17 protein-coding genes and 2 tRNA genes are annotated in these 23,939 nt (G+C 70.6%); 16 read left to right on the top strand and 3 right to left on the bottom strand.

Annotated elements, in window-relative coordinates; all coding sequences use genetic code 11:
• Position 1 precedes the first annotated feature (1 nt).
• The 6 genes from ABT147_RS33470 to ABT147_RS33445 all read left to right on the top strand — a co-directional run bounded on the left by ABT147_RS33470 (position 2) and on the right by ABT147_RS33445 (position 4,189).
• On the top strand, positions 2-1,768 hold the full coding sequence (locus ABT147_RS33470; protein WP_351413239.1) for an LCP family protein: 1,767 nt from the start codon (positions 2-4) through the stop codon (positions 1,766-1,768).
• 170 nt (positions 1,769-1,938) lie between these two features.
• On the top strand, positions 1,939-2,385 hold the full coding sequence (gene rsfS / locus ABT147_RS33465; RefSeq protein WP_351413236.1) for a ribosome silencing factor: 447 nt from the start codon (positions 1,939-1,941) through the stop codon (positions 2,383-2,385).
• Positions 2,382-3,050: a histidine phosphatase family protein gene (locus tag ABT147_RS33460; RefSeq protein ID WP_351413233.1), complete on the top strand. Its 669-nt coding sequence runs from the start codon at positions 2,382-2,384 to the stop codon at positions 3,048-3,050. The genes rsfS and ABT147_RS33460 overlap by 4 nt, the downstream gene beginning before the upstream one ends.
• Before the next feature lie 105 nt (positions 3,051-3,155).
• A tRNA-Ala gene (locus ABT147_RS33455) sits at positions 3,156-3,228 on the top strand.
• Positions 3,229-3,628: 400 nt separating this feature from the next.
• Positions 3,629-3,862 (top strand): hypothetical protein, encoded by a 234-nt coding sequence (locus tag ABT147_RS33450; protein WP_005479297.1) that lies wholly within the window; start codon positions 3,629-3,631, stop codon positions 3,860-3,862.
• A 254-nt stretch (positions 3,863-4,116) separates the two neighbouring features.
• Positions 4,117-4,189: transfer RNA gene (locus ABT147_RS33445), tRNA-Ala, on the top strand.
• A gap of 149 nt (positions 4,190-4,338) precedes the next feature.
• Here the strand turns inward: ABT147_RS33445 and ABT147_RS33440 are convergent.
• The gene (locus ABT147_RS33440) at positions 4,339-5,952 is read right to left on the bottom strand and encodes an NADH-ubiquinone oxidoreductase-F iron-sulfur binding region domain-containing protein (RefSeq protein ID WP_351413231.1); all 1,614 of its coding nucleotides are present in this window, start codon (positions 5,950-5,952) and stop codon (positions 4,339-4,341) included.
• Positions 5,949-7,382 (bottom strand): cytochrome b/b6 domain-containing protein, encoded by a 1,434-nt coding sequence (locus ABT147_RS33435; protein WP_351413229.1) that lies wholly within the window; start codon positions 7,380-7,382, stop codon positions 5,949-5,951. The genes ABT147_RS33440 and ABT147_RS33435 overlap by 4 nt, the downstream gene beginning before the upstream one ends.
• Positions 7,383-7,826: 444 nt before the next feature.
• Here ABT147_RS33435 and leuS point away from each other — a divergent pair, with 444 nt between their 5' ends.
• The 8 genes from leuS to holA all read left to right on the top strand — a co-directional run bounded on the left by leuS (position 7,827) and on the right by holA (position 19,001).
• The gene (gene leuS / locus ABT147_RS33430) at positions 7,827-10,706 is read left to right on the top strand and encodes a leucine--tRNA ligase (protein ID WP_351413226.1); all 2,880 of its coding nucleotides are present in this window, start codon (positions 7,827-7,829) and stop codon (positions 10,704-10,706) included.
• A gap of 156 nt (positions 10,707-10,862) precedes the next feature.
• Positions 10,863-11,690 carry a hypothetical protein gene (locus ABT147_RS33425; RefSeq protein WP_351413224.1) on the top strand — a complete coding sequence of 276 codons (828 nt, stop codon included), beginning with the start codon at positions 10,863-10,865 and terminating at the stop codon, positions 11,688-11,690.
• Positions 11,691-11,800: 110 nt separating this feature from the next.
• Positions 11,801-12,646 (top strand): DegV family protein, encoded by an 846-nt coding sequence (locus tag ABT147_RS33420; RefSeq protein WP_351413221.1) that lies wholly within the window; start codon positions 11,801-11,803, stop codon positions 12,644-12,646.
• A 386-nt stretch (positions 12,647-13,032) separates the two neighbouring features.
• On the top strand, positions 13,033-14,091 hold the full coding sequence (locus tag ABT147_RS33415; protein WP_502983203.1) for a ComEA family DNA-binding protein: 1,059 nt from the start codon (positions 13,033-13,035) through the stop codon (positions 14,089-14,091).
• Entirely contained in the window at positions 14,088-16,715 is a 2,628-nt protein-coding gene (locus tag ABT147_RS33410) for a ComEC/Rec2 family competence protein (RefSeq protein WP_502983202.1), read from the top strand. The genes ABT147_RS33415 and ABT147_RS33410 overlap by 4 nt, the downstream gene beginning before the upstream one ends.
• Positions 16,716-16,719: 4 nt before the next feature.
• Positions 16,720-17,538: an arylamine N-acetyltransferase family protein gene (locus tag ABT147_RS33405; protein WP_351413216.1), complete on the top strand. Its 819-nt coding sequence runs from the start codon at positions 16,720-16,722 to the stop codon at positions 17,536-17,538.
• Positions 17,539-17,624: 86 nt separating this feature from the next.
• A complete protein-coding gene (locus ABT147_RS33400) occupies positions 17,625-17,870 on the top strand; it encodes a hypothetical protein (protein ID WP_351413213.1) in 246 nt (81 codons plus the stop codon).
• Between the two features lie 144 nt (positions 17,871-18,014).
• Positions 18,015-19,001 (top strand): DNA polymerase III subunit delta, encoded by a 987-nt coding sequence (gene holA / locus ABT147_RS33395; protein WP_351413211.1) that lies wholly within the window; start codon positions 18,015-18,017, stop codon positions 18,999-19,001.
• A 335-nt stretch (positions 19,002-19,336) separates the two neighbouring features.
• Here the strand turns inward: holA and rpsT are convergent, their stop codons facing one another.
• The gene (rpsT, locus tag ABT147_RS33390) at positions 19,337-19,603 is read right to left on the bottom strand and encodes a 30S ribosomal protein S20 (protein ID WP_152168622.1); all 267 of its coding nucleotides are present in this window, start codon (positions 19,601-19,603) and stop codon (positions 19,337-19,339) included.
• 218 nt (positions 19,604-19,821) lie between these two features.
• Between rpsT and lepA the strand changes: the two genes are divergently transcribed.
• Positions 19,822-21,690, top strand: coding sequence for a translation elongation factor 4 (gene lepA / locus ABT147_RS33385; RefSeq protein WP_351413208.1), 1,869 nt, complete (start codon positions 19,822-19,824; stop codon positions 21,688-21,690).
• 299 nt (positions 21,691-21,989) lie between these two features.
• Entirely contained in the window at positions 21,990-23,867 is a 1,878-nt protein-coding gene (locus ABT147_RS33380) for an AMP-dependent synthetase/ligase (RefSeq protein ID WP_351413206.1), read from the top strand.
• Positions 23,868-23,939 lie beyond the last annotated feature (72 nt).

Genomic DNA, 23,939 nt, shown 5'->3' with positions numbered 1-23,939 from the left:
GGTGAACGACCGATACGACGCTGGCCACGGGGGCGACCAGCAGTACGAACTCGTCGGCTACGACGAGTACGGGCAGCCGGTGTACCGACAGGCGCCCGCCCAGCAGGTGCCTCAGCAACAGGCGTACGACCCCTACGGGACGCAAGTGCCCCAGGGGTACGGCCAGGGCTACGGCTACGACCCGTACGCGACCGGCCATGGCCAGGTCCCGCAGCAGCACCCGCAGGGGTACGGCACGGGCTACGACACCGGCCAGCAGGCACCGGGGCCCGCCTACGACCCGTACGACCCCTACGGGCAGACCGCGGTCACCGGCCTGCAGGCGCCCGTCGCCGAGCAGACCGCCTACATCCCGCAGCAGTCGGCGCCGCCGGGGACCGCCGAGGAGAGCGGGCCCCGGACCGGTGACACCCGCCCGGAGCGGGACGCCGACGGTCAACCGGACTACCGCACCGAGCAGTTCGCGTTCGTCGAGGAGCCCGACGGCGACTCCGAGGACGTCATCGACTGGCTGAACTTCACCGAGAACCGCACCGAGCGCCGTGAGGAGGCCAAGCGGCGGGCCAAGAGCCGGCTGGTCGCCCTGGCCGTGGTCCTCGCCCTGGTCGCGGTCGGCGGCGTCGGCTACATGTGGTGGGCGGGCATGCTGCCCGGGGCGTCCTCGGACGAGCAGACCGGCACCACGACCTCCGCCGCGGCCCAGAAACGGGACGTGGTCGTCGTGCATCTGCACGACACCAAGAACGGCGGCACCTCCACGGCGCTGCTCGTCGACAACACCACCACCAAGCAGGGCGCCACCGTCCTGATCCCCAACGCCCTCGCCCTGACCGGCGACGACGGCATCACGACGACCCTCGCCAAGTCCGTCGAGGACGACGGCTCCTCCGGCACCCGCGACGCGCTCGACACCGTCCTCGGCACCGACATCCAGGGCACCTGGCGGCTGGACACCCCGTACCTGAACAACCTCGTCGGACTCGTCGGCAACATCGACATCGACACGAACGCCGACGTGCCCGACCCCGAGGCCGAGAAGAGGGGCGCGGCCCCCCTCGTCACCAAGGGCAAGGCGCAGACCCTCAGCGGCAAGATGGCCGTCGCCTACGCCACCTACCGGGCCTCCGGCGAGTCGCAGAACGCGCAGCTGGAGCGGTTCGGGCAGGTCATGCAGGGCGTGCTGCGCAAGCTGTCCTCCGACGCGCAGGCCGCCACGGTCACCGTGCAGACGCTGGCCCAGATCCTCGACCCCTCGCTCAGCGACAAGGACCTCGGCACCTTCCTCGCCAAGCTCGCCGACCACGCCAAGGGCGGCGACTACAAGACCGAGGCGCTGCCCGTCCAGCAGGACGGCACGCTCAGCGCGGAGGACTCCGACAGCGTGGTCAAGAACCTGCTCGGCGGCACCGCGAAGAGCCCCGACGCCGGGGACGCCGTCCGGGTCGGCATCCGCAACGCCACCGGCGAGAAGGACGCCACCGAACAGGCCCGGGTGGCCGTGCTCAACGGCGGCTACACCTTCCTCGACGCCGGCACCACCGCCACCTCCCAGGCCACTTCCCAGGTCACCTACTCCGACGCGGCCCGCAAGCAGGACGCCGTCGAGGTCGCCAAGACCCTCGGCCTCCCGGCCGGCGCGGTGAAGAAGGGCGAGACCACGTCCAACGCCGACGTCTCGGTCGTACTCGGCCAGAACTACGAGACGACGGCCGCGACGGGGGACGCGGGGACGACGGGAACCACGGGAACTACGGGAACCACGGGCTGATCGAACAGATCGAACAGATCGAACCGGCGTGATCAGCGATCAGGCCCCGGAGCCGCCGTATCGGCACTGCTCCGGGGCCTGATCGATTAACACGTGGGGCGGGGTCGGTGGGCCGTGAGACCCTTGGGGTAGCCCGTGAGGGTTCCTGACCGACGACCGAAAGCCGTGTAGTGACCGCCACCGACCGCTCTCTCGAGCTCATCACCACCGCCGCGCAGGCGGCCGCCGACAAGCTCGCGCACGACGTCATCGCGTACGACGTCAGCGATGTGCTGTCCATCACGGACGCCTTCCTGCTCGCCTCCGCGCCCAACGACCGCCAGGTCAAGTCGATCGTCGACGAGATCGAGGAGCGCCTGAACAAGGAGCTCGGCGCCAAGCCGGTCCGCCGTGAGGGCGACCGCGAGGCCCGCTGGGTGCTGCTGGACTACGTCGACATCGTCGTGCACGTCCAGCACAGCGAGGAGCGGGTCTTCTACGCCCTGGAGCGGCTCTGGAAGGACTGCCCCGAGCTGGAGCTGCCCGCCGACGCCAAGGCCACCCGGGGCAAGGGCGCGGAGCACGCCAAGCTGCGCGCCGCCGAGGAGGAAGCGGAGCTGGGCGGAGAACTGCGGTGACCGCGGGGATCGACGCCGCGGAGCGGAAGGGCAGGGGCCGCCGCCTCATCCTCTGGCGGCACGGCCAGACCTCGTGGAACGTGGAGCGCCGCTTCCAGGGCACCACGGACGTCGAGCTGACCGAGACCGGCCTCGGTCAGGCTCGCCGCGCCGCCCGGCTGCTGGCCTCCCTCAGGCCCGACGCGATCGTCGCCTCCGACCTGCGGCGCGCCGCGAACACGGCCGCCGAGCTGGCCGCGCTCACCGGGCTGGAGATCAGCCACGACGAGGGCCTGCGCGAGACCTACGCGGGCGTCTGGCAGGGCCTCACCCACGACGAGATCATCGCCCGGCACGGCGACGAGTACGCCGCCTGGAAGCGCGGTGAGCCGATCCGCCGCGGCGGCGGCGAACTGGAGACCGAGGTCGCCGACCGCGCCGCCCCCGTGGTGCTCCGGCACGCCGACAAACTCCCGGAGAACGGCACCCTCGTCGTGGTCAGCCACGGCGGCACCATCCGCACCACCATCGGGCGCCTCCTCGGCCTGGACCCCCACCACTGGGAGGGCCTCGGCGGCCTCTCCAACTGCTGCTGGTCCGTCCTCGGCGAGGGCGCCCGCGGCTGGCGGCTCCTGGAGCACAACGCCGGCACGCTGCCCGAGCCGGTGCTCGGCGACGACGACTGAGCCCCGTAAGAGGCCTGGTCACGCGGCCCGGGACCCGGATTTCACTTTCCGGCTGGTCGCAGGCTAAAGTTCTTCTTGTTCGCCCGCCGAGCGGGAAGAACGCAAGGGGCTATAGCTCAGTTGGTAGAGCGCCTGCATGGCATGCAGGAGGTCAGGAGTTCAATTCTCCTTAGCTCCACAGATCGGTACAGAAGATCCCGTTCCCGTGAGGGAGCGGGATTTTTTCGTGTGTGACCTGCGTCCCTTCTTGAGCACGCGCCGCTCCGGAGGCGTATACCTCTGCGGACTGCCTTCTTTCCCGCCGCTCGCCCGGACTGGTACGAAGGCGTCGCTGACCGTATTGGTCCGGCCGTGGCAGAATCAAACGGCCGGAAGGGGGCGCGGCCCGACGGGAGGGAGAAGCGATGCCTGCGAGCATCCGCGGGAGGGTCCACGACCTTCCCGCAGGGGTGGTGATGCGGAGCAAGACCACCCTCCTCTGCCCTTCCTGCGGCTCGCTCCACGTTGCCCAAGTCCTCGGTGACAACGGAGGGATCTCCTACGTGTGCACGGCCTGCGGCCACAGCTGGAGCTGATCGATGGGTGCACACAGGAGAAAGTGCGACTGGTGCGGCAGCGGCACGCCCATCGTCCGCGACATGGAGCCCGTCAACGCCGACTACCAGTACTGGTGCGAGGAATGCGCGCGGGCGCTGATCATAAAAGGCGACCCGATCGAGACGTACCGCGAGCTGGAGGGTGAGCCGATCTATGGCCGGCTGCTCGAAGAGCACTGCACGCTCAAGCGGTTCTACTCGTTCGTGACGGCTTGAGCGTCGCCTCGGCGCCGGTGGGCCCCGTACTGCCCACCGGCCGCCGTTGGGCCGCCACGGGTGCTTCAGCGCCCTCGTGACGGCCATCGTCGGCGGGGGCGCGAGCGCCGGATGTGCCGTGGGTGATTCGGAATCCGGCATCAACCACCAAATCCACCCACAATTCGCACGCGACGGAAACGATTTGGTGGTGTGCGCGGGGGACCGGTAATGTTGGCGTCGTCGCCAGGGAGACCGGGCGGACAACACCGCAAGGGGCTATAGCTCAGTTGGTAGAGCGCCTGCATGGCATGCAGGAGGTCAGGAGTTCAATTCTCCTTAGCTCCACAGAAAAGACCCCGTCCACATGGACGGGGTCTTCGCGTTGTCCAGGACGGGCGGGCGGATGGGCGAGCGAACGGGCGGACGAGCCGCGGTGGTCGACGACGAAGGGCGGGCCACCTCACCGGGTGGCCCGCCCTTCGTCGTAAGGGACTTCAGCGACCGCTGCCCAGGGCCCGCCGGCCACGGCCCTGGGAGAGGACCGGGAGGTTGCGGGACGGGGCGGAGGCGCGGTTGTCCTCCTCCAGGCGCAGGGCGAGCGCCGGGCAGCGGCGCACCGCGCGCAGGGCCTTGGCCTCGGCGTACTGGGGGACCTTCGCCTGGGCGACGGTGGGGAAGCCGTCGGCGCCGAGCTGGAAGACCTCGGGGAGGATGTCGGCGCACAGGCCGTGACCCCGGCAGAGCGTCCAGTCGACGAAGATCTTCTGGCGGCTGCCGCTCTCCTCCTCGGCCGCGCCGCCCGGGATACCGGTCGGCATCCTGCCGCCCTCGAAGAGCGGCAGTACGCCCTCCACGGGACGGCCGCAGCCGTTGCCGAGGACATGGGCGGCGAGGTCGTCCGTGAACGCCTTGACGGTCGATTCGAGGAACATCGCGGAACCGTCCGGGTGCGAGCACGCGCCGCGCCGCTTGACGTTCTTCGCGACCTGCTTGAGGGCCTCCAGGGCCGCAGGACCGCCGCCGTTGAGGATGTCCTCCATACCGCGCGCGGCGGCCGGCAGACCGAGGTAGCAGGGACCGCACTGTCCCGCGCTCTCCTCGGCGAGCCACTTGGCGACCTGGAGCGACTCGCCGAGCGGGCAGGTGTCCTGGCTGATCGGCAGGATCGCGCCCGCGCCCAGCGCACCGCCCACCGCGTCCAGCGAGTTGCGTGAGACGACCGCCTCGTTGACCGTCGCCGCGTCGATCCACTTGCCGTGGTAGCCGCCGGTCAGCACGCCCTGCGGGACCGGCGGCGCGCCGGCCAGCTGCAGGATGTAGCGCAGCGGCACGCCGGTGGGCGCCTCGATCACCATCGGGCGGGCGACCGCGCCGGACACGGTGAGCATGACGGTGCCCGGCTCGTCGTACAGACCGGTGTTGCCGTACCGCTCGGGGCCGATGCGGGCGCCGATGGCGAGCTGGGCGAAGGTCTCGGCGTTCGAGAGCAGGGTCGGCGCGCCGCCGACACCGCTCTTGGACGCGCTGGTCTTGCGGCCCGGCGGGATGGGCGGGCCGCCGTCGATGGAACGGATCAGCGAGCCGGCGGCGCCGGTGACCATACGGACCGGGTTGCGCTGCACGCTGGCGCGGATGGCGGCGCCGCGCCGGTTGCTCAGTCCGCGCTCGGCGAGGGCCGCCTCCATCGATCGCTCGGTGGATTCACGTGTCACCCCGATGACCAGCTGTCGGGCGCCCAGGGCCTCCGCGACGAGCAGGGCGCCGTCCAGGATGAGGTGCGGGGCACGGTTGATCAGCACCGTGTCCTTGCGGCAGGCGGGTTCGTCCTCGCTGCCGTTGACGACCACGACGGGCCGGATGCCGCGCTTGATCGCCGACTCGGCGACCGACCGCAGTTTCTTGTGGAACGGGAAGCCCGCGCCGCCCCTGCCCTTCAGGTTGATCCGCTCGGACAGCTGGGCGAGTTGCTCGCCGCCCATCGGTTCGAGCGGACCATGCACCTTCAGGTGCATGGGGAGGTCGAGTCTCTCGACGAGGTCGAAGCCCGAGGTGAGCTGGGGGAGCCCCACCACACGGACTTCGGGGACGTCGGGAAGGGCCTCGTTCACTTAAATCCTCCGGAAGGCGCGTTCCAGGGTTCGCCTGAGCCCGGCTGGTTGTAATCCTCGTAGCCGGGCAGCGTTTCAGTGGCGGGACCGCTGTTGTACGTGTCGTTCGGGTTGTACGTGCCGTAGGGGGCGTTCGTCTCAGCCGTTCCGTAGGAAGTTTCGGAAGCGCCTGTGTTGTACGTCTCGCCCTGGTAGGCCTGACCCGGGTACGCCTGGCCCGGATAGGTCTGCCCGCCCAACGGCTGTCCGCCCAGCGGCTGTCCGGCGAAGGTGTCCTGCATCGGGTCGTACGACGACGGGGGCGCCTCGCCGACCGGCGGCGGGGACGGGGCCGGCCAGCGGGTGCCGCCCGTGGTCGAGCCGTCGTCCATCCGGGGCATGGCCTGCGTGGGCTGCATGTCCAACGGCGGCTGCTGCTGGGTCAGATAGGGCGCCGTGGGCTCCTGTGCGCGAGGGGTCATCGACACCGCGCGGTACGCGGCCGCGAAGCCGGGGCCGCTGTCGGCCGCGGCTGCCGCCCCGCGCTGCGGGGGCACCAGCGGGTCGCCGAGCGGGGGGTTCTGGCCCTGGCCGCCGCCGAAGCCGGGCAGCGGGAACTGGCCGGTGTCGCGCATCTGGTCGCGCTGTCCGCCCTCGCGACGACCGCCCTCGCGACGACCGCCTTCGCGCCGTCCGCCGGGCTCGTCCATGCCCTGCAGGGCCGAACGGGACTTCACGAGTTCGTCGACCTCGGGGGGACGCTGGCCGTCGGTGCCCAGGATGGCGGCGATGCGCTCGACCACCTGGCGCTTGACCTGGCGCGGCGCGGCCCGCAGCAGCAGGGCTGCGGCGACGGCGATCAGGCCGGCCGAGTAGAGGATCACGAAGATCGGCTTGGCTTCGCGACCCGCGTAGAGTCCGTGCACGAGCGCGAAACACCAGGCCGGGTAAGCCATCATGTGCATCGCGCGCCAGCGGGCCGCGACCGGTGCGGGGGACGCGAAGTTGCTTCGCAGCGCACCGGTGATGGCGACGAAGACCATCATGGCCCCGGCGGTCGCGCCGAAGCCGATGAGCGCTCCCGTGCCCGTCACGCCGAGGGCGAAGGGGAACAGGGCGATCGCGGAGACGTGGTTCAGCGCCAGCTTCACCGAGACGTGCAGGACGAGGAACGCGACCGAGGCGATGGCGGTCGTCCGGTGGACGGCCTGGCCGATGATCCGCTGGCGCACGGTGAGCAGGGTCCGGTCCTGGGCGACGAGCCCCCAGAGCACCGAGCAGGTCAACGAGACGAGCGAGAGAACGCCCGCTCCGAAGTCGAGGAACTCCCGGTACGCGTCACCTCCGACCAGCACACTTACGGGTATCAGCAGCAGCGCGGCAGCTGTGGCTATCCCGTAGGCCGAGCGGCCTGTCTGGGGCAGCGAGCTGTTACTGCGACGAGGGTTCATGGGGGCAACTCCGAACAGTTCGGGAAAGCGGTCCCGTCATCGAACTGTAAGTGGTGCCAAACCGAGCGGTACGAGGTTTGAGTTATTGCGTTGTTATCAAGGGGCAATCTCACATCTGTGATGCCCCTTAGAGGTTGTTACGCGAAGTAAGTTTTGAATAAAGTTCAACTTTTTTGGCCGGATCCCGTGGCTGACACACCGCTGATTCCCGCCCGTCGGGACGCTCCCGCGGGCCGGAACCTCGTCGCGACGGCTGTGAGGGCTGCGGTACCCTGACGCCATGCGTGCCGTACGCCTTCTGCTTAGTGAGCCGCGCTGATCAGTCCCGACCGCCGATGAACGGCGTGGTCGGAATCGGCGCGGCGTCCCCTCCTGTGCGAGGGGATTTTTCGTTTCCTGACGACACAGCCGCTGGCAGAGACGATCGATGGAGCTTTGAGGATCATGAGCGAGACGAACCCCGCCGCCACAGGTGTATCGGTGGAGGCCGCGCCGCACCGCTACACGGCCGCCGTCGCGGCCGAGATCGAGGCACGCTGGCAGGACTTCTGGGACGCCGAGGGCACCTACGCGGCCCCGAACCCGAAGGGCGACCTGGCGGGCGACCCCGACCAGGCGGCCAGGCCCAAGAAGTTCATCATGGACATGTTCCCGTACCCGTCCGGTGCGGGCCTGCACGTCGGCCACCCCCTGGGTTACATCGCCACCGACGTCTTCGCCCGCTTCCAGCGGATGACCGGCCACAACGTCCTGCACACCCTGGGCTTCGACGCCTTCGGCCTGCCCGCCGAGCAGCACGCCGTGGCCACCGGCGAGCACCCCAGGATCACCACCGAAGCCGCCATCAACAACATGAAGTCCCAGCTGCGCCGGCTGGGCCTGGGCCACGACAAGCGCCGGTCGTTCGCCACGATCGACCCGGACTACTACAAGTGGACCCAGTGGATCTTCCTGCAGATCTTCAACTCCTGGTACGACGACGAGGCCGCGAAGGCCCGCCCGATCGCCGAACTGGTCGCCCAGTTCGAGTCCGGTGAGCGCGCGCTGCCCGGCGGCGGCTCCTGGAGCGCGCTGAGCGCCGTCGAACGCGCCGACGTCCTGGGCGAGTACCGCCTGGCGTACGCCTCCGACGCGCCGGTCAACTGGTGTCCCGGCCTGGGCACCGTGCTGGCCAACGAGGAGGTCACCGCCGACGGCCGCTCCGAGCGCGGCAACTTCCCCGTCTTCAAGGCCAAGCTGCGCCAGTGGAACATGCGCATCACCGCGTACGCCGACCGGCTGCTGGACGACCTGAACGAGCTGGACTGGCCCGAGGCCATCAAGCTGCAGCAGCGCAACTGGATCGGCCGCTCCGAGGGCGCCCGCGTCGACTTCCCCATCGACGGCGAGAACATCACCGTCTTCACCACCCGCCCCGACACCCTGTTCGGCGCGACCTACATGGTCCTGGCGCCCGAGCACCCGCTGGTCGACAAGTTCACCCCGGACGCCTGGCCCGAGGGCACCCACGACGTGTGGACCGGCGGTCACGCGACCCCGGCCGACGCCGTCGCCGCCTACCGCGCGCAGGCCGCCTCGAAGTCCGACGTCGAACGGCAGGCCGAGGCCAAGGACAAGACCGGCGTCTTCACCGGCTCGTACGCGACCAACCCGGTCAACGGCGAGCGGATCCCGGTCTTCATCGCCGACTACGTCCTGATGGGCTACGGCACCGGCGCGATCATGGCCGTCCCGGCCCACGACTCGCGCGACTTCGAGTTCGCGCGCGCTTTCGAGCTGCCGATCAACTGCGTCGTCGAGCCGACGGACGGCCGTGGCACGGACACGTCGACGTGGGACGAGGCCTTCGTGTCCTACGACGCGAAGATCGTCAACTCCGCTGGTGGGAGTGTCTCCCTGGACGGCCTGGGCGTCGTCGAGGCCAAGGCGCGCATCACCGAGTGGCTGGAGCGGTCCGGCATCGGTCAGGGCACCGTCAACTTCCGGCTGCGCGACTGGCTGTTCAGCCGCCAGCGCTACTGGGGCGAGCCCTTCCCCATCGTCTACGACGAGGACGGCGTCGCCCACTCGCTGCCCGAGTCGATGCTGCCGCTGGAACTGCCCGAGGTCGAGGACTACTCGCCGCGCACCTTCGAGCCGGACGACGCCGACACCCGGCCCGAGACACCGCTGTCGCGCAACGAGGACTGGGTGAACGTCACCCTGGACCTGGGCGACGGCCGGGGCCCGCGCCCGTACCGCCGTGAGACCAACACCATGCCCAACTGGGCCGGTTCCTGCTGGTACGAGCTGCGCTACCTGGACCCGCACAACTCCGAGAAGCTGGTCGACCCGGAGATCGAGCGCTACTGGATGGGCCCGCGCGAGGGGCAGCCGCACGGCGGTGTCGATCTGTACGTCGGCGGCGCCGAGCACGCCGTGCTGCACCTGCTGTACGCGCGCTTCTGGTCCAAGGTCCTGTTCGACCTGGGGCACGTCTCGTCGGCCGAGCCGTTCCACAAGCTGTTCAACCAGGGCATGATCCAGGCCTTCGTCTACCGCGACAGCCGTGGTTTCGCGGTGCCGGCCGTCGAGGTGGAGGAGCGCGACGGCGCCTTCTTCTACGAGGGCGAGAAGGTCAGCCGCCTGCTGGGCAAGATGGGCAAGTCCCTGAAGAACGCGGTCACTCCGGAGTCCATCTGCGCGGAGTACGGCGCCGACACGCTGCGTCTGTACGAGATGGCGATGGGCCCGCTGGACGTGTCCCGGCCGTGGGACACGCGCGCGGTGGTCGGCCAGTTCCGGCTGCTGCAGCGGCTGTGGCGCAACGTCGTCGACGAGGCCACCGGCGAGGTGACGGTCGTCGACACCGAGCCCGGTGAGGACACCCTGCGGGCGCTGCACAAGGCCATCGACGGTGTACGGCAGGACCTGGAGGGCATGCGGTTCAACACCGCGATCGCCAAGGTCACCGAGCTGAACAACCACCTGACCAAGGTGGGCGGCCCGGTGTCCCGCTCCGTCGCCGAGGCGCTGGTCCTGCTGGTCGCGCCGCTGGCCCCGCACATCGCCGAGGAACTGTGGCGCAAGCTGGGGCACACGGAGTCGGTCGTGCACCACGACTTCCCCGTCGCCGACCCCGCGTACGTCGTCGACGAGGCCGTCACCTGCGTCGTCCAGATCAAGGGCAAGGTCAAGGCCCGCCTGGAGGTCTCGCCCGCCATCTCCGAGGAGGAGCTGGAGAAGGTGGCCCTGGGCGACGAGAAGGTGGTCGCCGCGCTGGCCGGGGCACCGATCCGGAAGGTGATCGTGCGGGCGCCGAAGCTGGTCAACATCGTCACGTAGGCGATGAGAGCCGGGTGATAGCCGTGTGGTAGCTGTGGGTAGTCGTTCGACTGCCGGCGGGTAGCGGTTCGGGGTCGTCCCCTACGGGCAGGTTCCGGGTTCCGATGGAACTCGGGACCTGCCTGTTGCGTTTACCGTTGAAGAGCGCCGCAGCACATGCCGTGCCGGTCGGAGAAGGAGCGCGTCGTGGAAGCCGTCATCGCAGTCGTCGCCCTGCTCTTCGTGCTGTTCGTGGTGCTGGGCGTGTACGCCACGGTGAAGGCCGTCGGCGCGGCCAAGCGCGGCGTGGACCGTACGATCACCCAGGCCAAGCGGACCGTCGAGGACACCACCCTGCGCGCCAGAAGCCTGGCCCAGCCGGGCCCGGTGGGGCAATTGGCCGATCTGCGGCTGAAGTTGCGCACCTCGATGCGGTCCACCCAGGAGGCGTTGCAGGCGGGTGTGGGTGAGGACGCGTCCCTGAAGGAGTCCCTGGCCCTCTTCGAGCAGCTCAGCAAGCACGGCCGGGAGCTGGACGACGAGCTGCGGCGCCTGGAGCCCGAGCCGGACCGCGCCAAGTTGGCCCAGCGGCTGCCGGCGCTGCGCGAACGCACGGAGCGGATCATCAAGTCCGCCGACTCACTGCGCTGGGCGGCGCACGACCGGGCCCGCAAGTTCGCGGAGGACGACCTGGACACGCTCAGCGCGCAGATAGACGTCGAGGCGGGCGCGCTGCGGCACTGGACGACGGAACCCGCCTCGGTGTGGCCCGAGGCGCCGAAGCCCGAGGCCAACGCCTCCACGGGACAGACCTGGCAGGAGACGCCCGGGGCCCGTGGTGGTGGGTCGAGTGGCGCCGGGGCCCGTAGTGGTGAGTCGAGTGGCGCCGGTTCCCGCGGTGCCGAGTCCCGTGGTGGGGAGCCGCCCAAGCCCGCGATCACGCCGCCGAGCGCGCGGCCGACGTACCCGTGGCAGAAGAAGCCCCGCCCGGAGAGCACGACTTGAGCCGGTGGGCTCCGTCGGGCGCCCCGGCCGTCGGCCATGCCGCTCTGTACGATCGCAGGTGAGAGGGGCCGGGCTGCCGTCGGCGGGGCTTGGCGGGTAACCTCCAGCTCATGTCCCGCCATGTCGCGATCGTCACCGATTCAACGGCCTATCTGCCGCCGCCGGCGATGGAGCGTCACGGCATCACCGCGGTGCCCCTGACCGTGGTCCTCGGCGACCAGGCGCTCGAAGAAGGCACCGAGATCTCGGCGCGGTCCCTGGCCCAGGCCCTGCAGAAACGACGATCCGTCACCACCTCCCGCCCCAGCCCCGAACTGTTCGCGGAGACCTACCGCAGGGTCGCGGAGTCGGGCGCCACGGGCATCGTCTCCCTCCACCTCTCCGCCGAGTTCTCCGGCACGTACGACGCGGCCGTGCTCGCGGCACGCGAGGCACCCGTGCCGGTGCGCGTGGTGGACACCGGGATGGTCGCGATGGCCCTCGGGTTCTGCGCCCTGGCCGCCGCCGAGTCCGCGGAGGCGGGCGGCACCGTGGACGAGGCGGTCACGGCCGCCGAGAAACGCGCCGCGGGGACGTCCGCCTTCTTCTACGTCGACACCCTGGACTACCTCCGCCGGGGCGGACGGATCGGCGCGGCACAGGCGCTGTTCGGCTCCGCGCTGGCCGTCAAGCCGCTGCTGCAGCTGGACGGCGGCCGCATCGAGATGCTGGAGAAGGTCCGTACGGCGTCCAGGGCCATCGCCCGCCTGGAGGAGATCGTCGCCGAGCGGGCGGGCGGCGCGCCGGTCGACATCGCCGTCCACCACCTCGCCGCGCCCGAGCGGGCCTCGGCACTCGCGGAACGGCTGCGGGACCGGGTGCCCGGGCTGGTCGATCTGCATGTGAGCGAGGTCGGGGCGGTGATCGGGGCGCATACGGGGCCTGGGTTGTTGGGGGCGGTTGTGTCGCCTCGGTGAGGTGATGTCTGCCTTGGTGGGGTGAGTCCTGCCTTGGTGAGGTGATTCCTGCCTGGGTGGGGTGATGCCGTGTCTGGGTGAGGTGACCCCGGCCGTGGTAGGTGATCGAGGCTGGCTCGTGTGTGGGGTCGTCGCTCGTGTGGGTGACGGAGTTATCCACAACTGGGCAGTAATCCACGGGAAATCAGCAAGATCATCGCGAGTGGGCGGAGTTGCCCGATCCTCGTCGCATGGCACTTCGATCAGGTTCACGTTCACGTTCAGGTACTGCGACGGTCACCAGCGGCCCGGGCCGGGGCCCGTCCTCCGACGGGCGCGCCCGGCACCGCTCCCGACAGCCGAGGGGCAGGGCCGGCCGTCGCCGGGCATCGGCGGAGACGCTCCGCATGCGCGCGGAGGCGCTGTTTCCCGAGAGGGCCAGGGAGCCAAGGGAGTTGGGGCATGGGCCGCCGGGGGCGCGCAGGGGGACGGTAGGGGGCGGGGTCGCCGAGGTCGGCGAGGTCGGCAGGGTTGGTGGCGCCGACAGGGCCAGCGGGGTCAGCGGGGTCGATGGGCTTGGCAGGGTCGGCGGAGGCGGTGGGGTCGGCGAGGTTCGGGTGGGGAGGGCTGAGGGCTCCGGTGCTTCCGCTGGGGAGCGGGCCGTGCCTGACCGTGACGCCGACGACAGCGCTGTCGGTCGTGAGGGGCGGGGCGCGTGGCGGGAGCGGGTGGCGCCCGCCGTGCGGGAGCGGTTGCCGTTGTGGTTGCAGATGCGGTGCGGCATCGAGCGGAAGAGCGTGGTCGCGCTGAGCGTGGTGCTGGTCGTCGCGGCGGTGTTCGCGGCACAGCACTTCTGGGCGGGCCGGACCCAGCCGGTGAGCGCACCCGAGGTGGTGCGGGCGGGTGCCCCAGGGGCTTCGGGGGACGCGGGAGGTCCGGCGGCCTCGTTTGGGGTGCCCGGGGACGGCCGGGCGGCTCCGGTGTCGGGCGACGCGGCCGGGGCGGTCGGTGCCACGGCCGGGCCCTCGATCGTGGTGGACGTCGGCGGGAAGGTACGCAGACCAGGCATCCAGCGGTTGCCGGCCGGTTCCCGGGTGGCCGACGCGCTGCGGGCGGCGGGCGGTGTGCGGCCGGGGGCGAACACCGACGGGCTCAACCGCGCCCGGCTCCTCGTGGACGGCGAACACGTCCTGGTCGGCACTCCGGCGCCGGTGCCCGGGGCGGGGGCAGTGGCGGGCGGTGGTGGTGCGGTCGGGAGCGGGGCCGCTCCTGCGGCTCCCGTCTCCCTCAATACGGCCACCGCCGACCAGCTGGACACCCTGCCCGGCGTCGGCCCTGTCCTCGCCCAGCACATCATCGACTACCGCGCCCAGCACGGCGGTTTCCGCTCGGTCGACGAACTGCGTGAAGTGAACGGCATCGGCGACCGCCGTTTCGCCGACCTGCGGAATCTCGTACGGCCATGAGGGCGACGGAAGAGGGGGTGCGGACGGCGGCGGCCGGTGCGCGGGCCGCTCCGGCGCGGCCCGCCGTGCACGCGGCCTCCGGCACCCGGCTCGGCGACGCGCACCCCAGGCAGGAGGGGCCGACCGATCTACGTCTCGTGCCGCCGGCGCTGGCCGCGTGGGGGACGGCGGCGCTGATGGTGCACGCCTCGCCGGGGTGGGTGACGGGAGTGGTCGCGGTCTGCCTGGTAGGGGGCCTGGCCCTGCTCGTTCCTCGGCAAGGGCAAGGGCAAGGGCAAGGGCAAGGGCAAGGGCAAGGGCAAGGGCGGCGGGAGCAGGACCAGGACCAGGACCCGGACCAGGACGAGGAAGGGCGAGGGTGGGGGCGGCGTGGGGCCGGGGGCTGGACGAAGGTGTCCGTCGCCGCTGTGCTGCTGTGTGCGGGGGCGGCTGCCGCCTCCGCCGGGCTGCATGGGGCTGATCTGAGGCGGGGGCCCGTGCCGGCGCTGGCCGAGCGGTACGCCCGGGCGACCGCGGAGGTCGAGCTGACGTCCGACCCGCGCCTCACCCGCCCCCGGATCAGGGGCAACCACGCGGCCCCGGCGGCCGTGCTCCTCCAGGCCGAGGTACGACGTGTGGGGAGCCCGGACGGGGCGGTCGTGGACACGCGGGCACCGGTGCTGGTCATCGTCGATGTGCGGGAGCGGTCCGGTCGATCGTCGTGGCTCTCGCTGCTGCCGTCCACGCGGGTGCGGGTGGCGGCGCAGGTCGTACCGGCCATGGTCGGGGGAGACCGGGTGGCGGCCGTGCTGAGGGTGCGGGGCGGTGGGGCGCCGGTGGTGGTGGAGGAGCCCAGCGCGGTGCAGCGGTTCGCGGGGCGGCTGCGTGCGGGGCTGCGGGAGGCGACCGACGGGCTGGACCCGGACGCGCGGGCGTTGCTGCCGGGGTTCGTCGTGGGGGACACCTCGCGGGTTCCGGCCGAGCTGGACGAGGCGTTCAAGGCGACCGACCTCACTCATCTGCTCGCCGTCAGCGGGGCGAACTTCACGATCCTGCTGGCCCTGTTCATCGGGCCGCCGGGGCTGGCACAGAGGGCCGAGCGGCGGGGGCTCGCGCCCCGGCTCGGGATTCCGCTGCGGGCGACCGCGCTGGCCGGCGGCGCGCTGACGCTGGGCTTCGTGATCGTGTGCCGGCCGGACCCGAGCGTGGTGCGGGCCGCGGCCTGCGGCTCGATCGCCCTGCTGGCCATCGCGACGGGGCGCCGCAGATCCCTCATCCCCGCGCTGGCGACGGCGGTCCTGCTGCTGGTGCTGTACGACCCGTGGCTGGCCCGTAGTTACGGATTCCTGCTGTCCGTTCTCGCGACCGGGGCCCTGCTCACGCTCGCCCCGCGCTGGAGTGCGGCGCTCCAGCGGCGCCGGGTGCCACCGCGTCCGGCGGAGGCGCTGGCGGCGGCGGGAGCCGCGCAGGCGGTGTGCGCGCCGGTCGTCGCGGTGCTGTCGGCGAAGGTGAGCCTGGTGGCGGTGCCGTGCAATCTGCTGGCGGAGTTCGCGGTGGCCCCGGCCACGGTGCTGGGGTTCGCCACGCTGGCGACGGCCCCGGTGGCGATGCCGGTGGCCGAGTGCCTTGCCTGGTGCGCGGGTTGGCCCGCCGGCTGGATCGCGGACATCGCCCGCACCGGGGCGTCGCTGCCCGGCGCGGGAGTGGACTGGCCGGGCAGCTGGACCGGCGCGCTGCTGCTCGTCCTGGTCACCGTGGTCGTCGTCCTCGTCGGGCGGCGGCTCATCAGCCACCCCTGGCTGGTGGGGGCCTGTCTGGTGGCGTTCCTGCTGGTCGTGGTGCAGCCACCCCCGCTGACCAGGGTGATCACGGGCTGGCCGCCGCCGGGCTGGCGCTTCGTGATGTGCGATGTGGGACAAGGGGACGCGACCGTCCTCGCGGCGGGCGACGGTGCCGGGGTGGTCGTGGACGCCGGTCCCGATCCGGTGCTGGTCGACCGCTGTCTGACGGCACTCGGTATCACCAGGGTCCCCCTGGTCGTGCTCACCCATTTCCACGCCGACCATGTGGTGGGGCTACCGGGAGTGCTGCGGGGGCGTTCGGTGGGGGCGATCGCGGCGACGGGGTTCGAGGAGCCCGCGGACCAGGCCGCGTTCGTGCGCAGGGAGGCGGCGGCCCGGCGGATTCCGCTGACGCGGGCCGTGGCCGGGGAGGAGCGGCGCACGGGGAGCCTCACCTGGCGGGTGCTGTGGCCGCCGGGCGACGCCGTCGCACCGGACGGGCCGAACGACGCCAGTGTGACCATGCTCGTCCGCACGGCCGGGCTGACCCTGCTGCTCTTGGGCGACCTTGAACCACCGGGCCAGCGGGAACTGGTGAGATCCCCGGAGGCCGCGGCGCTGGGAGGCGTGGACGTGGTGAAGGTCGCCCACCATGGTTCGGCCTACCAGGACCCGGGCCTGATACGGGCGATGGCCCCCCGGCTGGCCCTGATCTCGGTGGGTGCGGACAACCCGTACGGGCATCCGGCGCCCAGTACGGTCGCGGCGCTGCGGGCCGGGGGTGCGACGGTGCTGCGTACGGACGAGGACGGCGCGATCGCCGTCGCGGGTACGGCGAAGGAGCTGCTGGTGGCGAGAGACTGAGGGCATGGATACCGCAGAGCTTGACGCCTACCTTCGCCGTCTCGGAGCGGAGCAGCCGGCCTGGCCCACTGTCGACGTGCTGCGTGAACTGCACCTGCGCCATCTGCGGACGGTGCCGTTCGAGAACCTGTCGATCCACCTCGGAGAGGAGATCGTCCTGGAGGAGAAGCGGCTGCTGGACAAGGTGGTCGGGGAGCGCAGGGGCGGCTTCTGCTACGAACTGAACGGGCTGTTCGGGGCGTTGCTCGCGACGCTCGGCTTCGACGTGACGCTGCTCGCGGCGCGGGTGTACGGAGAGGAGGGGCGGCTCGGTATCCCGTTCGACCATCTCGCGCTGCGGGTGCGGACGGTGGACGGGGGTGACTGGCTGGCCGATGTGGGGTTCGGGACGAACAGCCACTATCCGCTGGAGTTCGGGGACCGGGGGGAGCAGGCGGATCCGGGCGGCACGTTCCGGGTGGCGGAGGCGGACCGGGAGAGTGGGGGGCGGGAGTTCGGGGACCTGGACGTGTTCCGGGACGGCAAGCCCCAGTACCGACTGGAGGCGCGGCCGAGAGAGCTCGGGGACTTCGTGGCCGGGGCCTGGTGGCACAGCACCTCACCGGCCTCCCACTTCACCCGCTCCCTCGTCTGCTCCCGGGTCGCCGAGGACGGTGGCCGCATCACCCTCAGCGGCCGCACACTCACGGTCACCTCGGCGGAGGGCACCCGGGAGGTGACCGAGCTGACGACGGACGGGGAGGTGCTGGCGGCGTACCGGGAGCGCTTCGGGATGGAGCTGGGGCGGGTGCCGGAGGTGAGGGAGGGACGCGGGGGGCGCTGAGAGGGGCAGGGAGGGAGGGCGGAGGGGGAGGGGGAGGGAGGGGGGGAGGGGGCCAAGGTCGGGTGGGCGTGGCGGAAAATGGGGGCGTGAGTGATGTGAGGCATGTGTTGGTGTTGCCCGATCGGGACGCGGCGGAGGCGGCGGCCGAGGTGCTCGGGGAGCGGTTCGGGCTGGATGAGGAGCCGCAGCTGGTGCGGGACGCGTTGGCGGGGGAGGACGACGCCGAGGACGCGCAGTGGTTGTTGGTGCTGCGGGACGAGAGGGGGCGGCTCGATCCGGTGGCGTTGGACGCGTTCGCGGGGGAGTGGGAGGGGTGGCGGGAGGAGCCGTGACGCTCCGCCGGGGGCGCCGGGTGACTGCTCGGTTGTTCGCCGGCTGCGGGGTGGTGGGGGTGTTCGCGCGGTTCCCCGCGCCCTTGACAGGGGCGCGGTTGCCGCGGGGATGGGTTGTCAGTGGGCCGTGGGATGCTGTGGGGGATGGCCAAGAAGAGTGTGAATGACGACCCTCTCGCCCCCGTGACGCTCGCCGTGGGCCAGGAGGATCTGCTGCTCGACCGTGCCGTGCGGGAGGTGGTGGCCGCTGCCCGGGCCTCCGACGCCGACACGGACGTACGGGATCTGTCCTCGGACCAGTTGCAGCCCGGCACGCTCGCCGAGCTGACGAGTCCGTCGCTCTTCGCGGAGCGGAAGGTCGTGGTCGTGCGCAATGCGCATGATCTGTCGGCCGACACGGTCAAGGACGTGAAGGCGTATCTGGGGGCTCCCGCCGAGGAGATCACCCTCGTGCTGCTGCACGCGGGCGGCGCCAAGGGGAAGGCGCTGCTGGACGCGGCGCGCAAGGCGGGGGCGCGGGAGGTGGCGTGCCCCAAGATGACGAAGCCGGCGGATCGGCTGGCGTTCGTGCGGGGGGAGTTCCGGACGCTCGGGCGGTCCGCCACGCCCGAGGCGTGTCAGGCGCTCTGCGACGCGATCGGGAGTGATCTGCGGGAGCTGGCGGCCGCGGCGTCGCAGTTGGTCGCGGATGTCGAGGGGACGATCGACGATGCCGTGGTCGGGCGGTACTACACCGGGCGGGCCGAGGCGTCGAGCTTCGAGGTGGCCGACCGGGCCGTCGAGGGGCGGGCCGCGGAGGCGTTGGAGGCGCTGAGGTGGTCGCTGGCGACGGGGGTGGCGCCGGTGTTGATCACCAGTGCGCTGGCTCAGGGGGTGCGGGCGATCGGGAAGTTGTCGTCGGCGCGGGGTGGGCGGCCGGGGGATCTCGCGCGGGAGTTGGGGATGCCGCCGTGGAAGATCGATCGGGTGCGGCAGCAGATGCGGGGGTGGACGCCGGATGGGGTGGCCGTGGCGTTGCGGGCGGTGGCCGAGGCCGATGCAGGGGTGAAGGGTGGGGGGGATGATCCCGAGTACGCGTTGGAGAAGGCGGTTGTGGTGATCGCTCGGGCGGCGCGGTCTCGTCGGGGGTGATTTTCGCCCCCGCCGCCCCTACCCGTCCCATCATCAGGGGCGCTGCCCCTTCGACCCCGGGAGGGGGGAGGGGGTGTGCGGTGAGTTTCGTACGTGCGGGAGCGTTGGGGCTTGTCGCGCCGTTCCCCGCGCCCCTGAAAAGCATGAGGCTGAGCCCTATGCCAAAGGCCCCGCATCCGGCCCTGGGGAAGGGACGGAGGGCGGGGCCTCGGGTCACGATGGTGGACCCATACCCGCGTGGCGAACGCAGGCCGCGTACGGGTCCGGGGGGCCGGGTGGGAGCGGAGAGAGAGGGCCCGCTCGGGTCCAGCCGGCTGTCAGATCAAAGGTGAAGCTCAGCCCTTGAGGGAAGCGACCTTGGAAGCAAGCGCCGACTTCTTGTTGGCGGCCTGGTTCTTGTGGATGACGCCCTTGGAGACGGCCTTGTCGAGCTGACGCGCGGCAGCGCGCTGGTACTCGGTTGCCTTCTCGGTGTCACCCGCGGCAGCGGCCTCGCGGGCCTTGCGGATCGCGGTCTTGAGCGACGACTTGACGGCCTTGTTGCGAAGGCGCGCCTTCTCGTTGGTCTTGTTCCGCTTGATCTGGGACTTGATGTTCGCCACGAATGAGCCTTTTCAGCTTGATTTTCTTGGGATGTGCCTCCTGCTGAGAGGGCATGAGACACAGCCGCCCACGCTACCAGCCGTCCACGGGTCGGCCCAAACCGGTCGCAGTTCTCCACCCGTGGGACCATGGTGCCTACGTACCAGACTCGTCAGACCCTCCAGATCCGACCCGAGACCGCAGACGGCTGCGGACACCTCAAGAATCAGGACCCTGCGTGCCCGCGATCCCTAGCCATGTGCCCGAGCCGAGCCGTACCGACCCGGCTCTGATCCGCAACTTCTGCATCATCGCGCACATCGACCACGGCAAGTCCACGCTCGCCGACCGGATGCTTCAGCTGACCGGTGTGGTCGAGCAGCGGCAGATGCGTGCTCAGTACCTCGACCGCATGGACATCGAGCGTGAGCGTGGCATCACGATCAAGTCCCAGGCGGTGCGTCTGCCCTGGGCGCCGACCGACGATCCGGGCAACACGCACATCCTCAACATGATCGACACCCCCGGGCACGTCGACTTCACGTACGAGGTGTCGCGGTCGCTGGCGGCGTGTGAGGGGACCGTGCTCCTCGTCGACGCGGCCCAGGGCATCGAGGCCCAGACCCTCGCCAACCTCTACCTGGCGATGGAGAACGACCTCAAGATCATCCCCGTACTGAACAAGATCGACCTGCCGGCGGCCCAGCCGGAGAAGTTCTCCGAGGAGCTCGCCAACCTCATCGGCTGCGACCCCGAGGATGTGCTGAAGGTCTCCGCCAAGACCGGGCTGGGGGTCGAGGCGCTGCTGGACCGGGTCGTCGCAGAGGTTCCGGCGCCCGTCGGTGTCCAGGACGCCCCGGCGCGGGCCATGATCTTCGACTCGGTGTACGACTCCTACCGGGGTGTCGTGACGTACGTCCGTGTCATCGACGGGCAGCTCAACAAGCGTGAGCGGATCCGGATGATGTCCACGGGTGCCACGCACGAGCTGCTGGAGATCGGTGTCTCGGCCCCGGAGATGAAGGCGGCCGACGGGCTCGGTGTCGGTGAGGTCGGCTATCTGATCACCGGTGTGAAGGACGTCCGGCAGTCCAAGGTCGGTGACACGATCACCACCCTCCACAAGGGCGCGACCGAGGCGCTGGGGGGTTACAAGGACCCCAAGCCCATGGTCTTCTCGGGGCTCTATCCGCTCGACGGGTCGGACTACCCCGAGCTGCGCGACGCCCTCGACAAGCTCCAGCTCAACGACGCCGCGCTGGTGTACGAGCCGGAGACCTCGGCGGCGCTGGGCTTCGGTTTCCGTGTCGGTTTCCTCGGGCTGCTGCACCTCGATGTGATCCGTGAGCGGCTGGAGCGCGAGTTCGGGCTCGATCTGATCGCGACCGCGCCCAACGTGGTCTACCGCGTGGTCATGGAGGACGGCGCCGAGCACACGGTCACCAATCCGAGCGAGTTCCCCGAGGGGAAGATCGACTCCGTGTTCGAGCCCGTCGTCCGGGCCACGATCCTCGCGCCCTCCGAGTTCATCGGGTCGATCATGGAGCTGTGCCAGACCCGGCGCGGCACCCTGCTCGGCATGGACTATCTGTCGGAGGACCGGGTCGAGATCCGCTACACGCTGCCGCTCGCGGAGATCGTCTTCGACTTCTTCGACCAGCTGAAGTCGAAGACACGCGGGTACGCGTCGCTGGACTACGAGCCCACCGGCGAGCAGACCTCCAGCCTGGTCAAGGTCGACATCCTGCTGCACGGCGACAAGGTGGACGCCTTCTCGGCGGTCACCCACAAGGACGCCGCGTACGCGTACGGGGTGCGGCTCGTCGCCAAGCTGCGCGAGCTGATCCCGCGGCAGGCCTTCGAGGTGCCCATCCAGGCCGCCATCGGGTCGCGTGTCATCGCCCGCGAGACCATCCGCGCCATCCGCAAGGACGTCCTCGCCAAGTGCTACGGCGGTGACATCTCCCGTAAGCGGAAGCTGCTGGAGAAGCAGAAGGAAGGCAAGAAGCGGATGAAGATGGTGGGCTCTGTGGAGGTTCCGCAGGAGGCCTTCATCGCCGTGCTGTCCAGCGATGACAGCGGCGGGGGCGGCAAGGGCAAGAAGTAGCCACCGGAGGTGACCGCCGCCGTCCGTGGGGCGGTCGCTGTTACCCCCGGAAACTCGGGCACAATGCGGGCTCGTCGCGTTTCGGCGCGGCGGGCCCGCAGGTCTTCCGGGAGACACCGGCGCGTGTTCGTACGGTCGTTCTCGGTGGAAAGTGACTGCCCGCCGCCCCTTACGAACCAGCCAACCTCGCTCTACCCTGATCACCACTCGATGGTTACTCGCGAGTTAAACAACAGCCGCTTTGAGCCAGCCGCACAGTCCATGAGCCAGCCGCACTGTCGCGTGCCCCGGAGGATGTCGTGAGCGACACACAGACACTGATCGAGAACCGTCCGCCGTCCATGGCGGCCCTCTTCCTGGAGCGCGTGGCGGCCACGCCCGATGCCGAGGCATTCCGCTACCCCGTGCCGCCCGCCTCCGGCGAGGGACCCTCGGACTGGAAGTCGCTGAACTGGGCGCAGGCGGCCGAGCGGGTCAACGCCATCGCGGCCGGCCTCGTCGAGCTCGGCGTACAGCCGGAGCAGCGCATCGCCCTGTCGTCCGCGACCAGGATCGAGTGGATCCTCTGCGACCTGGGCATCATGTGCGCGGGCGCGGCCAACACCACGGTCTATCCGCAGACCAACGCCGAGGAATCCGCGTACATCCTGTCCGACTCCGGCAGCCGCGTCCTCATCGCCGAGAACGCCGAGCAGCTCGACAAGGCCCGGGAGAAGAAGGCCGAGCTGCCCGAGCTGACCCATGTCATCGTGATCGACCCCGAGGGCGCCGACCTCTCGGAGGACTGGGTGCTCTCGCTCGCCGAGCTGGAGAAGCGGGGCGCCGCGTACCTGGAGAAGAAGCCCGACCTGATCAAGGAGAAGGTCGGCGCGATCACCAAGGACCAGCTCGCCACCCTCATCTACACCTCGGGCACCACGGGCCGCCCCAAGGGTGTCCGGCTGCCGCACGACAACTGGGCGTACATGGCGAAGGCCATCGGCGCGACCGGTCTGCTCGTACCGGAGGACGTGCAGTACCTGTGGCTGCCGCTCGCGCACGTCATGGGCAAGGTGCTCCTCTCGGGGCACATCGAGGTCGGGCACATCACCGCCGTCGACGGCCGCGTCGACAAGATCATCGAGAATCTGCCGGTCGTGCAGCCGACGTACATGGCCGCCGTGCCGCGCATCTTCGAGAAGGTCTACAACGGCGTCGTCGGCAAGGCGCGCGCGGGCGGTCCGGCCAAGTACAAGATCTTCCAGTGGGCGGCGGGGGTCGCCCGCGAGTACGCGAAGGTCAGCCAGGACAACTTCCGCCGCACCGGTACCGCGTCCGTGCCGTTCGGGCTGGAGGCCAAGCACAAGGTCGCCGACGCGCTGGTCTACAAGAAGCTGCGCGAGGCGTTCGGCGGCCGGCTGCGCGCCTGTGTCTCCGGCTCGGTCGCGCTGGCGCCCGAGATCGGCTTCTTCTTCGCCGGCGCGGGCATCCCCATCCTGGAGGGCTACGGTCTCACCGAGTCCTCCGCCGCCTCCTTCCTCAACCCGGGCGAGGCCTTCCGTACGGGCACGGTGGGCAAGCCGCTGCCCGGTACGGAGGTGCGCATCGCGGACGACGGCGAGATCCTGCTGCGCGGCCCCGGCATCATGGAGGGCTACCACGGGCTGCCGGAGAAGACCGCGGAGGTCCTGGAGGCCGACGGGTGGTTCCACACCGGTGACATCGGGGAGCTGTCGCCCGACGGGTATCTGCGGATCACCGACCGGAAGAAGGACCTGTTCAAGACGTCCGGCGGCAAGTACATCGCGCCGACCGAGATCGAGGGGCAGTTCAAGGCGCTGTGCCCGTTCACGTCCAACGTCATGGTGATCGGCGCGGACCGTAACTTCTGCACCGCGCTCATCGCCCTCGACGAGGTGTCCCTCCAGGGGTGGGCCGCGGAGAACGGGCTGGCGGGCAAGTCGTACGAGGAGGTCATCTCGGCGCCGGCGACGGTGGAGATGATCGCGGGACATGTCGCGCAGCTGAACGAGGGGCTGCAGCGGTGGCAGACGATCAAGAAGTTCCGGTTGCTGCCTCGGGATCTCGATGTCGAGCACGGTGAGTTGACGCCGAGTCTGAAGCTGAAGCGGCCGGTGGTGGAGAAGGAGTACCAGCACCTCATCGAGGACATGTACGCGGGGGCTCGGGAAGCGTAGCGCCTGATGTACGGGGTGGCGGGGACTGCTTGGCGGCTGCGGGATCGTCGTGGCTGGTCGCGCAGTTCCCCG

Source organism: Streptomyces sp. NPDC001868 (assembly GCF_040297125.1).
In the GTDB taxonomy this organism is placed as follows: Bacteria; Actinomycetota; Actinomycetes; order Streptomycetales; family Streptomycetaceae; genus Streptomyces.
Note: the sequence above shows the minus strand (reverse complement) of the source record. Positions and strands in the feature narration are given on the sequence as shown.